The 13,463-nt window shown below is 45.1% G+C and carries 9 protein-coding genes and 1 rRNA gene; 7 read left to right on the plus strand and 3 right to left on the minus strand.

The features are described 5' to 3' along the window. The first annotated feature begins 380 nt into the window (after positions 1 to 380). A complete protein-coding gene (locus RDW05_RS11045) occupies positions 381 to 557 on the plus strand; it encodes a hypothetical protein (RefSeq protein WP_307979078.1) in 177 nt (58 codons plus the stop codon). Positions 558 to 597: 40 nt separating this feature from the next. On the opposite strand, the gene RDW05_RS11050 is transcribed toward RDW05_RS11045, so the two are convergent. Beyond that, positions 598 to 1,194, minus strand: coding sequence for a sigma-70 family RNA polymerase sigma factor (locus RDW05_RS11050; RefSeq protein WP_307979079.1), 597 nt, complete (start codon positions 1,192 to 1,194; stop codon positions 598 to 600). 254 nt (positions 1,195 to 1,448) lie between these two features. Here RDW05_RS11050 and RDW05_RS11055 point away from each other — a divergent pair, with 254 nt between their 5' ends. The 5 genes from RDW05_RS11055 (at position 1,449) to RDW05_RS11075 (ending at position 8,827) form a co-directional block, all read left to right on the plus strand. Continuing rightward, positions 1,449 to 1,754, plus strand: coding sequence for a helix-turn-helix transcriptional regulator (locus RDW05_RS11055; RefSeq protein WP_210684105.1), 306 nt, complete (start codon positions 1,449 to 1,451; stop codon positions 1,752 to 1,754). Between the two features lie 180 nt (positions 1,755 to 1,934). Beyond that, positions 1,935 to 2,861, plus strand: coding sequence for a zinc-ribbon domain-containing protein (locus RDW05_RS11060; RefSeq protein ID WP_307979081.1), 927 nt, complete (start codon positions 1,935 to 1,937; stop codon positions 2,859 to 2,861). Between the two features lie 20 nt (positions 2,862 to 2,881). Next, a complete protein-coding gene (locus tag RDW05_RS11065) occupies positions 2,882 to 3,391 on the plus strand; it encodes a hypothetical protein (protein WP_307979083.1) in 510 nt (169 codons plus the stop codon). Between the two features lie 1,075 nt (positions 3,392 to 4,466). After that, a complete protein-coding gene (gene ileS, locus RDW05_RS11070; RefSeq protein WP_307979084.1) occupies positions 4,467 to 7,256 on the plus strand; it encodes an isoleucine--tRNA ligase in 2,790 nt (929 codons plus the stop codon). A 236-nt stretch (positions 7,257 to 7,492) separates the two neighbouring features. Further along, positions 7,493 to 8,827: a hemolysin family protein gene (locus tag RDW05_RS11075; protein ID WP_009145997.1), complete on the plus strand. Its 1,335-nt coding sequence runs from the start codon at positions 7,493 to 7,495 to the stop codon at positions 8,825 to 8,827. A gap of 61 nt (positions 8,828 to 8,888) precedes the next feature. Here RDW05_RS11075 and RDW05_RS11080 read toward each other — a convergent pair whose 3' ends face one another. Both RDW05_RS11080 and RDW05_RS11085 read right to left on the minus strand, forming a co-directional pair. Next, positions 8,889 to 10,259, minus strand: a complete 1,371-nt coding sequence (locus RDW05_RS11080; RefSeq protein ID WP_293811194.1) for a pyruvate carboxylase subunit B — start codon at positions 10,257 to 10,259, stop codon at positions 8,889 to 8,891. Positions 10,260 to 10,410: 151 nt separating this feature from the next. Further along, a complete protein-coding gene (locus RDW05_RS11085) occupies positions 10,411 to 12,468 on the minus strand; it encodes a penicillin-binding protein 1A (protein ID WP_307979086.1) in 2,058 nt (685 codons plus the stop codon). Positions 12,469 to 13,094: 626 nt separating this feature from the next. On the opposite strand from RDW05_RS11085, the gene RDW05_RS11090 reads away from it, so the two are divergent. Beyond that, a 16S ribosomal RNA gene (locus RDW05_RS11090) occupies positions 13,095 to 13,463 on the plus strand; the annotation flags it as partial.

Below are 13,463 nucleotides of genomic sequence, written 5' to 3' on the forward strand. Positions count from 1 at the left end.
CTATACTAATGGCTTTTTTTTGCGATTTTTTCACCCCCTCAGTTAAAAAAATTTTAAAAAATATTTTTCTAAAAAAATTTGCACAGGGGGGTGAAAATTTTAGCATTTTTAGCCATTAGTATAATGAGTTTTCTTTTTTCTCTCTTTCTTTTTTATAATTTTTTCTTTCTGTCTTTATTTCTTTTGGCTGTGATAAAAACTACTAGCGTAAGCTAGTAGTAACCTTGTTCTTTAGAGTAATACCTAGAGGTTAGACGTAAAGTACGGTAGAAGTAGAGCGTAGGTGCAGCCCAAGTCTATACTGTACCCATAGTACTTGACAGTCCAAAAGAGAGATTTTCCAAAGTCTTGACACTGAAAAAAGGAGGTTTCCTAAATCCTTGACAATAAAAAAAGAAATTTTCCCAACTCTTGACAAAAAGAAAAAGCTGAATCCATGTTCCTTGACAAAAGAAAAGGTTGAATCCCATTTACTTGACATTGCTCTTTTTTTGGACAGTTCTCTTTTGGTGAAACCCCAAAAACTGGACACTCTTGTTTTTACATCCGCACAGTAAAAAAGCGTCCTGCCCATAGTAGGGCGGAACGCTTAGCGGATTAAGCAATTATTGCTTTTAATTTTTTTAGACCGTTAGCACGATGCTTGTAAGCAGTTTTCACACTGCACTTATGCTTATCGCAAAATATTTTGTAATCAACATCCTGCAGAACAAGCTCATTGACAGCAGTAAATTGCTCTTTAGTGAGCTTACGCATCGTATCAGACAATAGCTGATTATGCATCAGCTCGTCAATATCATTCTTCTTGTCAGCAATCTGCGTTTCTTCGCCTTCTTCCTCTGCGTCCAGATAATAACAATCCTTGACAGATTTTCCACGCGTAAACTTATGCAGCAGTCCGTAATGGACATGGTACTGCAATAGTCCTGGCAGATGCCCGAAGTCGCGATCCTTATACTTCTTGATTTGCTCTAAAAAGATTAACCAGGCAGTATTGATTGCGTCCTCGCCCAAGGCTTCACGCACTTCGTAGCGATAGGCCTCTTTGTAGATTAAGGGCTTAAAGGCGTTGCATAATGTGTTGATGGCCTCGCGGTCACTATTTTGGGCGCTGTGAACCAGCTCCTTGAATTCTGTGAGAGTGAAGGTTGTTTTTTCCTCCGTGCAGTCTTGCGGTTCGGTGCCTTCCGGCACGCAGCAGATTACCTGTTCGGTATTTTCCTGCTCAGGGCAGTTTTTGGTTGTTATGTTGTCCAGTTCCTTTCTGTGGCGGTAGTTTTACCGCATATGGCAGAATTCTGTGCTGTACTGCATCAAGTCTTGATGTGCCTATTATAACACAGAAGATTAGCAAGTTTCTTATTTGAGCATAATAATGCGCAAAAACGTTTTGACTAGTCTTTTTGTAATAATCTGTTAGCAAAATAGTAATATTTTGAGGTGACAGTATGAGAAAAAGACTTAGAAATTTGTATTCTGAAGAGCTGGTGGATTCGGATTATTTGCCAGAACTGGTTGAACTGGGAGTGCTTATAGGATCGCATAGAACGGCATCAGGGATAAATCAGGAAGAGTTTGCCAGGATGATTGGGGTGTCGCGACGGACGATGACTAAGATTGAAAATGGCAGGCAGTCTTTGAGTTTTGTTGCTTTTTTGAGAATTGCTGCTGTGCTGGAGATGCGACCGGAGTATTTGCTGCAGGAGCTGACGCGGGTGACGCAGAGGAAGTGGAGTACGAAGGGGGAGGATTGAGGGAGAGGTGGCTTGTTAGAACATAAGTTAAACTGATAATTTAGGTTGAGTGCTTTTGACAGAGCACTATTATTTTTTAATTCGCAACCAAATGGATATTTGGTTGCGGGGGGGGGGACAAGATGATATAATAAAGTTATAGCTATTCTTAAAATTTTATTAGGATAGGAGAGTGTGTTTATGTATTGTAAAGTTTGTGGAGAGAATCTTAAACCAGATGCTAAATTCTGTGAAAATTGCGGAACGAAAGTAAAAAAAGAGACTGATGCTATTCCTAAGACTGATATAAAAAAGAGTACAGAACCGGTAAAACCAAAAGTAAAGTTAGAAGAAACGAAAACTTCAAAAAAACAAACTATTACTGGGGTACTTGCTTCTTTAGTAATCATTGGTCTAATTTTTACTGCTACAAGTAGCGATACACAGAAAGAGGCTAACAAACAGATAACGGTTAATAAGAAAATTACAACTTCTATACCAAAAGAGCATAGGGAATTCTTAACAAAAATTGGTTTAAAAGTTCCTGCTGATGATAAGATTGAGTTTTCGGATGCAAATAGTAATTTAAATTACTATAGAATTCCATCTCAAGATGGAGAACAAGGAGTTACTACGATATTTGTTGGTGATAACGGAGCTATTAGTAAAGTTAATGTATCGCATAATAATCAAAAATGTATGAGAACTTTTGATTTAGTTGAAAATGGAAAGGTTCTTGGTACATATAGTGATAAATTGGCTGAACATAAATTAGCAGATGCCAAGGCTGAACAAGAAGCTAAGGCTAGGGAAGCTCAACAAGCCGCTGAAACTGCAGAAAGAGAAGCAAAGGCGAGAGAATTTGCTAATTATTTAGGATGTACGCCAGAAGAGTATAAGGAACATTTTGGTCCTATGCTTAGTGCTGGATTTGAAAGAGGTAGATTAGAGTCGTGGTATAATGATAGTTCTTCAACTTCAATCAATACATATGGAAAGCGTACACAATATGTTCTGCATTTAGTAGGTCGTGGTAAAAATGGCAATAGAGTTTACGTGAATGTATATGAGTATTCAGATAAACCGGGAAAGTATCAATTTCAAGTTATGAACACTTCTCATGAATAATTTATCAAGGGGGAATCCATATGCCGTTTTGGGATACTGATTACAAAAAAGAAGCAATGAAAACTAAGGCTGCAAAGGAAGCTGCCGAAGAAAGAGCAGCTGAGGCTAAACAAAGAGCAGCCGAATATCGGCAAAAGGTTAATGCCGTAATTGTTACGACTGGTGATTTAAAAGAGGATTATGAAATTATTGGCCCCGTATATTTTCAGGTTTCTAACAAAGGGTTATTTAGTAGTACCTTGAGTGATCTTGTCAATAAGTATAGCGCTGAAATTGAAGATATGAAGAACAGTGCTTTAATGTCTGAGAGAAGGAGCGATTGGGGGTTCTTATGGGGAGAATATTCTGTCGGTCAGAATGATTTTGAAAAAGCATTTTTTGTTGCTACTCAAGAACTGAAGAAAAGAGCACTAATGCTTGGTGGAGATGCTGTCGTTTGTATGCGTCAGGACATAGACCTTGATACTAGTGGATTTCAATATTTTTATTTGCAGATGTATGGAACTGTTGTGAAAAGAATAAATGGGTAAAATTGTTTATTTCCCCAGCTTTATGCTTGCGTAAGGCTGGGGAGATTTTTGTAAAAACAAAAAACATACAACACAAACTTCACAGCTTGTTCGTTGTATGTTTATATTCTGTATGATAAAATACTATGCAAGACGACCGTGTTGCAGGGTGGCATTGCCAAAATTCTTAGGAATGGAGGTGATGTCTATGGTATATTTCAGTTTTCAGGACTTAATGTCCTTTGGAATTTTTATCGTAGTGTTGCTGACGTTCATTTTTCAGAACCGAAAGTAATAAGACAGTTACGGACATAGAAAAACCACTCCTGAACTTTGACCGGTAACGGAGTGGCTTTTCTACTCTTTTTTCGGGCAACCCACCTTGTTGCGGGTGCATCCAAGAAGCGAGTCCGTAGGACAATGCTGATTGGCTCATGCACGCCATGCGATAGTGCCCCAAGAGGCGTAGCCGATTGGATTGGCACGAACCGCTTAGGCGGTTGTCTTCTTGCCTATAATATAACATAAAGAAGTATTTTTCGCAAGCGAGTGTTTGTGACGTTTTGGTTAAAGACTGAAGTTCAAATAATTTATGTTAACAGAGCAGGATTAAGAATAATTCTTCGATTGGATTGTTAACATATGACTTTAGCAGTAAGAAGTCTGAAGATGTGTATTATAAAATTTTGGCAGTGCAGGGCTCTTCACTCCTTGACTTATCACATTGTCTAATGTATAATATTAGCGTTTATTGATATTTGCTAACGCGATGAAAAAGACAGTAGCTTGCGGCGCAGGTTAAGCGAGCCGGGGGATGGTGCAAGCCCGGACGAAGTAAAGCAGGTGAAAATCACTTTGGAGCGGATGCGGCGAACCTGAGTAGCTGCATACGGGAGCGCCCGATATTGCGCACACGAGTGGCGTGCAGCAAAGGCTGTCGTCATGAGGGTGGTACCACGGAGTACACGTTTGTTAATGATGCATGATACGCAAGCGTATTAATCGTTGTTAGTCTAAAGCTTCGTCCCTTATCTGAGGGACGAAGCTTTTTTATATTGTTAAATTTTTTGTTTAATAAAATTGGAGGTTATTAGTAATGGACTATGGTAAAACACTGAATCTGCCCGAAACAGAGTTCCCTATGCGTGCAGGTCTGCCGCAACGCGAACCTGATTTTCTGAAATTCTGGGAAGAAAACGATATTTATGGCAAAAAGCAGGCTCTGCATGCAGGCCACAAGAAATTTGTTCTGCATGACGGCCCTCCGTATGCAAACGGCAAAATCCACATGGGTCATGCCCTGAACAAAATCTTAAAAGATATCATCATGAAATACAAATATGCTCGCGGCTTCGATACCCCGTATGTTCCCGGCTGGGATACTCACGGCATGCCGATTGAGCACGCTGCTATCAAAGAGCTGGGCCTGAACCGCAATGAGCTGGATCCGCTGACTCTGCGCCGCAAATGCCATGACTTCGCTCTGCAATGGGTTGATATCCAACGCGAAGACTTCAAACGTCTGGGCGTTCTGGGCGATTGGGAAAACCCGTACATCACTCTGCATCACAGCTTTGAAGCTGAGCAGATCCGTGTATTCGGCACCATGGCTAACAAGGGCTATATCTACAAAGGCAAAAAGACCGTTTACTGGTGCCCGCATTGCGAAACCGCTCTGGCTGAAGCAGAAATCGAATACGGCGAACAAAAAACTCCGACTATCTTCGTAAAAATGCCGCTGGTAAAAGACAACGGCCAGACTCCGGAAGCTGCTAAAGGCAAAAAAGCTTACATGGTAATTTGGACCACCACCCCGTGGACCATGCCGGCGAACGTTGCTGTTGCTCTGAACCCTGCTCTGGAATATGCCTGGGTTGAATGCGAAGGCGAAGTTCTCTTCATGGCAAAGGACCTGCTGGCTCAGGTTGGCGCTGTCTGCCACAAGGACCTCAGCAATATCCTTGGCACTACTCTTGGTAAGGATATGGAATTCGCTGAATGCGTGCATCCGTTCCCTGAATACAACAACCGCCGTTCTCTCGTAGTTATGGCTGACTATGTAACTACCGAAGCCGGTACCGGCTGCGTACATACCGCTCCCGGTCATGGCGATGTCGACTTTGAAACCGGCCTGAAATACAAGCTGCCGATTCTCTGCCCTGTTGATTCCCAGGGCAAGCTGACTGAAGAAGCCGGCGAACGCTTCAAGGGCATGTTCGTATTCGACGCTAATATCCCGGTACTGAAATATCTGGCTGAGCTGAACTGCTTGCTGGGTAAAGAAAACATTAAGCACCAATACGCACACTGCTGGCGCTGCAAAAACCCGATTATCTTCCGCGCAACCTCTCAATGGTTCGCTTCTATCGACGGCTTCCGTGATGAAGCACTGAAATCTATCGACGATGTACAGTGGATTCCTTCCTGGGGCCAACAGCGTATCCATAACATGGTAAGCGACCGTCATGATTGGTGCATCAGCCGTCAGCGCGTATGGGGTGTTCCTATCCCGGTATTCTACTGCGATAACTGCGGCGAGCATCTGATTAACGAAGCTACCATTGATTCCGTTGCTAACTGGTTCGAAAAAGAAGGCAGCGATGCATGGTGGGCTCACACTGCAGAAGAGCTGCTGCCGGAAGGCACTGTCTGCCCGAAATGCGGTGGTAAGCACTTCCACAAGGAAAGCGATATCATGGACGTATGGTTCGACAGCGGTTCCTCTCATATGGCTGTTGCTGCAAAACGTCCGGAGCTGTCCTGGCCGGTTGCTATGTACCTCGAAGGCAGTGACCAGCATCGTGGCTGGTTCCAGTCCTCTCTGCTGACTTCCGTTGCTGTTGCAGGCCGTGCTCCGTACGAATCCGTACTGACTCATGGTTATGTAGTTGACGGCGATGGCCGCAAGATGTCCAAATCCGTAGGTAACGTTATCGTTCCGCAGGACGTAATCAAACAATACGGTGCTGATATCATCCGCCTGTGGACTGCTTCCTCCGATTATAAGGCAGATATCCGTATCTCCCCGAAAATCCTGAAGCAGCTGGCTGAGGTATACCGCAAAATCCGTAACACCATCCGTTACATTCTGGGCAACACCAACGATTTCAACTACGAAACCGATGCTGTTCCGTTCAACGAAATGCTGGAGCTTGACCAATGGGCTCTGATGCATCTGCAGCTGCTGAAGAAGGAAGTTACCGCTGCTTACGAAAGCTATGATTTCCATGTACTGTATCATGCAATCCACAACTTCTGCACCGTTGAAATGTCCAGCTTCTATCTGGATATCATCAAGGATCGTCTGTATGCTTACAAGGCTGACAGCAAAGAGCGTCGCAGTGCACAAACCGCTATGCATGAAATCCTCATGGATCTCATCGTTATGCTGTCCCCGGTACTGAGCTTCACTATGGAAGAAGTATGGCAGTTCATGAAGAAACCTGCTAATGCTCCGGAATCCGTACAAATGCTGCCCTGGCCGGAAGTTAAGGAAGAATACATCAACGAAGAGCTGGAAACTAAATGGGATAACTTCATTGAAATCCGCAGCGAAATCACCAAGGTGCTGGAGCTGGCTCGTCGTAACAAACAAATCGGTCACTCTCTGGACGCTAAGGTTGAGCTGCACGCCGAAGGCGAAGCACTGGCTATCCTGAAATCCGTAGAAAAAGACCTGGCAACTCTGCTGATCGTTTCTCAGGCAGTTGTTGTTGAAGGCGCTGCCGAAGGTGCCGAAGCAACCGGCCGTGAGGACCTGAAGGTTACCGTTGCTGCTGCCGAAGGCCACAAGTGCGAGCGTTGCTGGATTTACAGCGACGAGGTTGGTCAGGACGCTGAGCATCCGACTCTGTGCAAACGTTGCGCTGAAGCAGTTAAAGCTTGAGTATAAGGCATCATCTTTGCATAAGGCTGTAGTCAACATAAAATAAAAGCTTAAAGCCGTCGTATCATGTAAATTTTGCTGATACGGCGGCTTTTTTGCTACATTTTTTACAAAAAATTATTTTGCTTTATGGCCTAACTATGGTACAATAATGTTAATATTATATATTTTACGGAGGTGAAACTGTTTTTCTGCAATCTGCAGGATTACAGAGATTTTTGGACTATCTCATATGTTTGTTTAATGTTATAGCGATTTTATTTTTGGTGGCGCTGAACGGCTTTTTCGTTGCTTCGGAGTTTTCTATCGTCAAGGTACGCCCTTCGCGTCTTGATGCGCTGATTAAGGAAGGCAATACGCGGGCAGAAAGCGCTAAGCAGGTAACGGAGCATCTTGATGCATATCTTTCGGTTACGCAGCTGGGCATAACCATTGCTTCGCTGGGCTTAGGCTGGATTGGCGAGCCGACGGTGGCGAAGCTGATGCATCCTGTATTTAATCTGCTGCAGCTGCCGCCGCAGGTTGAGCATACAATAGCCTTTGTTGTCGGCTTTGGTGTTATCACTGCTTTGCATATTGTTTTAGGTGAGCTGGTGCCTAAATCATTGTCTATTCAAAAGACTGAGCAGATTGTTCTGTTTGTGGCAGCTCCGCTGATTTTGTTTGATAAGCTGATGTATCCTGCGGTGTGGTTCCTCAATCACGTTGCCAACTGGGTGCTGCACAAATTGGGCGTTGAGGCTGCGAGCGAGGCGGAAGAGGCGCACAACGAGGATGAAATCCGCATACTGATGGAAGAAAGCCATAAGCATGGCTATATTGATAAAACAGAGCTTACTTATCTGGATAATGTCTTTGACTTTTCCGACCGTCGCGCCAGCGACATCATGGTGCCGCGTACCGATATGATCTGCCTGTATCTGGAGGATTCCTGGGAGGATAATATCAAGACGGCGCTGGAAGAGCGCATGACGCGTTATCCTATCTGTGATGAGGACAAGGACCACATTATCGGCTTTTTGCATATCAAGGATTTGCTGCGCAGCTTAAATGCCGGCGAGCGTCCTGATTTGCGCAGTCTGGCGCGTAAGGTACTGCTGGTGCCGGAATCACTGCCTATCAGCAAGCTGCTGCGTATTCTGCAGAAGCATCGCAGCCAGCTGGCAATCCTCGTTGATGAATACGGCGGTACCGCAGGTATGGTTACCGTTGAGGATATTCTGGAGGAAATCGTAGGCGAGATTCAGGATGAGTTTGACGAGGAACGTCCGGAGGTAGAAGAAAAGGGCAGCAAAACCTATTCTGTAGACGGCAAAATGCTGTTGGAGGATGTTAACGATACCTTCGAGCTGGCCTTGGACACAGAAAACTGTGATACTATCGGCGGCTGGGTTTATTCTCAGCTTGATTATCCGCCTAAGGTGGGGCAAAAGGTGCAGACACCTGCTGCTGCTTTTACGGTAGAGGAGATTGACAAGATGCGTATTGTGCGCGTCGGCATCCAGCTTTTGCACGAGCCGGAAAAGATTCACGAGGAGCTTCAGGAAGAACATCTGGAGGATGTAAAATAATATCTGCATAAAAAGAGAGCACGCTGAGATTGATTTCTCAGCGTGCTCTTTAGCGTTGTGCTTATAAATCGTGGAATTTCATACCGATGTTGCTATGACGCAGGAAGTTAAGAGTTACCTCAGGGAAGGAGGCGTAGCTTAAAACGTCTTCAATCGGTGCGTTAGGGAAGCCCTCTTCAGCCAGCTTTTCACGCAGCTTTTTCATCTGCGGCGGAATATCGTCGGCAGGACGGTGGTCGATTTGCGGCGCGTCACCGATGGCAAGGCGTTTTACCTCAGGGTCAATCGGTCCCGGAGTGCGGCCGTATTTGCCAAGAATCAAATCCTTAACCTCGCGGGGAATCATCTTATAGCGTCCAAGTGCAACGTTCAATACGGACATAGAACCTACAATCTGGCTGGTAGGAGTAACCAGCGGCGGATAACCGAGCTCGGCACGCACGCGCGGCATTTCCTCAAGCAGCTGCGGATATTTGTCGGCAACGCCCATTTCCTTCATCTGGTTCAGCAGGTTGGAAAGCATACCGCCCGGAATCTGGAAGGTGAGCACCTTGGGATCGATGGGGATGTTGGCGTTCAGGTTGAAATCGTGGATAAGGTTCTTGCGTACATCCTTGAAATAGTCAGCCAATGCATTAAGCTCGGAAAGGTTGATGCCTGTATCGTAGGGAGTGCCTTCCAGCGTTGCTACCAGAGCTTCGGTGCAGGGCTGGCTGGTAGATTCAGAGAACGGAGAAAGCGCAGTATCAATCATGTCCGCACCGGCTTCAACAGCCTTCAGGTAAGTCATATCACCCATACCGCTGGTGAAGTGAGTGTGCAGGTCGATAGGCAGGTCAAGCTCCGCCTTCAGGCTGCGGATAAGGCTTTCGGCAGCGTAGGGACGCAGCAGGCCCGCCATATCCTTAATGCAGATGGAATCTGCGCCCATCTGTGCCAGTTCTTTACCGAGCTGTACAAAGTCCTTGTCCTGATGGTAGGGGCTGATGGTATATACAATGCAGCCCTGAACATGTGCGCCTGCTTCCTTAGCGGCACGCATAGCGCATTCCAGGTTGCGTGTATCGTTAAGAGCATCGAAAATACGGATGATGGATACGCCGTTATCAACAGAACGGTTTACAAATTCGCGTACAACGTCATCGGCATAATGGTTATAGCCCAAAATGTTCTGACCGCGCAGCAGCATTTGAATAGGGGTTTTGCGCAGATGCTTTTTGAGCGTGCGTAGACGTTGCCAGGGATCCTCGTTAAGGAAGCGCAGGCAGGAGTCAAAGGTGGCGCCGCCCCAAGCCTCTAAAGCATAGTAGCCGGCGTTATCCAGCTGTTCCAGTGCCGGCAGCATGTCGCTGATGCGCATTCTGGTGGCAGCAAGAGACTGGTGGCCGTCACGCAGGACGGTTTCAACTATTTTTACGGGTTTCTTCTCCATGGCAGTACTCCTTTTATTAGTATAGTTCGTTAATTAAAGCTGATTTATAGCTGTCATTATTATAGCATAAATCTGTATTCATGTATACAATATACTTAGTTTCGAGCAATAAAAAATGGTGGCCACACTTGGTGACCACCATAAAAGTGAATTAGTTACGCGGAGTAGGCTGGTTGCTGACAACAGGCTTGCCCATGATTTCGTTAACGCGGTCCTTCATGCTGCGTTTCTTTTTAGTGGGCTGGCTGCTTACTACAGGTGACTGGTTGGCATTGCCTTCAGTTGTTACCGTAGCGGGAGCCTGCTTGTCTTTGTCCTTATCTTTATCCTTATCCTTGTCTTTATCTTTGTCCTTATCATCCTGCTTGATTTCCGGTTCCGGCGGAACAGCTACGCCCGGATTACTGAAGCCGGTGCGCGGAGTAGAGGCCAGAGCGTTGACCATGAAATCATGCCAGATAGAAAGCGGAGCGCCGCTGCCGTACATACGGTTCATAGATTTGTTGTTATCATCGCCAACCCATACGGCAGTACTGAGGTCGGGAGTGTAACCAACGAACCAGGCATCAATGTTGGTATCGGTAGTACCGGTTTTACCTGCTGCCGGACGGCCGATTCCCATGCCGCCTGCAGTGCCGCTGATAAGAACATCCTGCAGCATATTAGTAGTCAGGTATGCTGCTTCGGCATCAATAACACGTTTGGGTTCAGGCTTAGCTTCGTACAGAACCTTACCCTCACGGTCAACAATCTTCAGCAGAGCAATAGGCTTGCAATACATACCATTGCTTGCCAGAACGCCGTAGGCTGCAGCCATTTCCAAGGGATTAACGCCCTTGCTGAGGCCGCCGAGTGCCATAGCGAGGTTTGCATCGCTGTAAGCGCCGGAATCAACCAGAGTAGTAATACCCATTTTTTCGGCATTGTTAATAATTTTGCTTACACCAACCTCTTGGGCCAGCTTAACGGTAGGCACGTTCATAGAACGTACCAGAGCAGTACGCAGGCTTACATTACCATGCCATGCTCTGTCGGAGTTCTGCGGTTTCCAGCCGGGAGAGAATTCTTCTTCCTTATCTTCAATGACACTGGCCGGAGAATAACCGTTCTGCATAGCGGTCAGATAGACAAAAGGCTTGAAGGCAGAACCGGGCTGACGTACTGCAAGAGTAGCACGGTTGAACTTATCCTGGCCGCGGCCGCCGATCATAGCTTTAACATAACCGTTATGCGGGTCAACGGCAACAAGAGCCATTTGCGGCTGAGTCAGCTTCTTGCCGTCTGTATAATAGCCCGGCAGATGCTTCATAGCATTTTCAGCAGCCTTTTGCATATCCGGGTCTAAAGTGGTGTAAATCTTAAGACCGCCCTTATAGAGAGCGTCTGCACCAACCTCTTCGATAACCTTTTGGGTAATCATATCGAAGAAATAGGAGCGAGGATCGGAATTGGTTTTATGTGTTGTGCTGAAGACAAGCTTTTCTGCTTTGGCAGCATTACCGTCGGCAGCAGAGATAAAACCGTATTTAACCATCTGGTCGATAACAAGCTCCTGACGTTTTTTACTTTCCTGCGGATTTTCAAAAGGATTAAAGTAGTTAGGGCTTTTGGGAATAGCTGCCAGAGTAGCAGCTTCAGCGATATCCAGATTCTGAACATGCTTATTGAAGTAATACATGGAAGCACTTTCAATACCGTATGCACCCTGACCAAAATAAATCTGGTTCAGATACATAGTGAGGATTTCATCCTTAGTATATTTGTGCTCAAGTTCCTTGGCAATAAAAGCTTCCTTAATTTTACGGATGATGGAACGTTCCTGGGTAAGGAAAGCATTCTTTGCCAGCTGTTGGGTAATGGTACTGCCGCCCTGTACTTCGTGACCGCTTAATGTAGAAAGCAGAGCACGTGCTGTGCCGCGGTAGTCAATACCACCGTGTTCATAGAAGCGATTATCTTCAATAGCAATAAAGGCACGCTGCACATGCTTAGGAATCTTATCAATAGTAACAGGTACTCTGCGTTCTTCCGAAAGCGTAGTATAGATTGCGTTACCATTGATATCGTAGAACTGTGAAGCAGCGTCCGGAATCAGTGTTTCATCCATATTAGGAGGTGCAAAAAGACTGGAGAAGCCATAAAGCACTGACGCTCCCATTATAATGAGGCAAACAACACTGATGACAATGAATTTTAGTACTTTAAACATTTTCTACCTCTTCTTCATTATATTGACTGCGCAGCCAATACCAAAGGCTGCAAATAGAAGTCATCTTATTATAGCATTTTCAGACAACTTTGTCATAGAATTATTGAAAACTCAGCGTATTTATTTTAAAGGAAAGTATGTAAAAGTATGCTCCGGAAGGATATGTATTGAATCGGCAGCTTGCGGATAATGAAGATAGAAGAAAAAACCTATATGATTTTAAGAAAAAAATCTGCGCAGCAAAGAAAAATTTTACTGATTTTCGGCGGTTTTTATGGAAAAAACAGCTGAAAATGCTACTTTTTTTGAGATTTTTTGAAGAATTTTTAATGCTGATAAAGGCGATAATCAAGCATGTTTCTTTTTCCACGAATCCTAGTGTTTCTCGAAAAAATCTTAAAAAAGTGCCGAAAAAAGTGTTGACATAACCTAGGTCACGTGGTATTATATACAAGTCGACGCGATACGGCAACAAAACAAAAGCCAAAATCGCTAGGCACTGAACCTTGAAAACTGAACATAAACCTAGAAAAAAGCGAATGTGCGGGTCGAGCGCGAAAGCGCAAGACCAAGTCAAATAACTTCTTTTTTAAATAATAAGAGCTAGATTAGTTCTTCAATAAACTTTATTGGAGAGTTTGATCCTGGCTCAGGACGAACGCTGGCGGCATGCCTAACACATGCAAGTCGAACGGAGATTACTTCGGTAATCTTAGTGGCGAACGGGTGAGTAACGCGTGGGCAACCTGCCCTCTAGATGGGGACAACATCCCGAAAGGGGTGCTAATACCGAATGTGACAGCAATCTCGCATGAGGATGCTGTGAAAGATGGCCTCTATTTATAAGCTATCGCTAGAGGATGGGCCTGCGTCTGATTAGCTAGTTGGTGGGGTAACGGCCTACCAAGGCGATGATCAGTAGCCGGTCTGAGAGGATGAACGGCCACATTGGGACTGAGACACGGCCCAGACTCCTACGGGAGGCAGCAGTGGGG

Origin of the sequence: uncultured Phascolarctobacterium sp., from assembly GCF_902463975.1 — a bacterium.
In the GTDB taxonomy this organism is placed as follows: domain Bacteria; phylum Bacillota; class Negativicutes; order Acidaminococcales; family Acidaminococcaceae; genus Phascolarctobacterium_A.

Bases quoted from the DNA above. Each gene is read 5' to 3' on its own strand.
- RDW05_RS11055 (WP_210684105.1), top strand. From the start codon at position 1,449: ATGAGAAAAAGACTTAGAAATTTGTATTCTGAAGAGCTGGTGGATTCG.
- RDW05_RS11060 (WP_307979081.1), top strand. From the start codon at position 1,935: ATGTATTGTAAAGTTTGTGGAGAGAATCTTAAACCAGATGCTAAATTC.
- RDW05_RS11065 (WP_307979083.1), top strand. From the start codon at position 2,882: ATGCCGTTTTGGGATACTGATTACAAAAAAGAAGCAATGAAAACTAAG.
- ileS (WP_307979084.1), top strand. From the start codon at position 4,467: ATGGACTATGGTAAAACACTGAATCTGCCCGAAACAGAGTTCCCTATG.
- RDW05_RS11080 (WP_293811194.1), bottom strand. From the start codon at position 10,259: ATGGAGAAGAAACCCGTAAAAATAGTTGAAACCGTCCTGCGTGACGGC.
- RDW05_RS11085 (WP_307979086.1), bottom strand. From the start codon at position 12,468: ATGTTTAAAGTACTAAAATTCATTGTCATCAGTGTTGTTTGCCTCATT.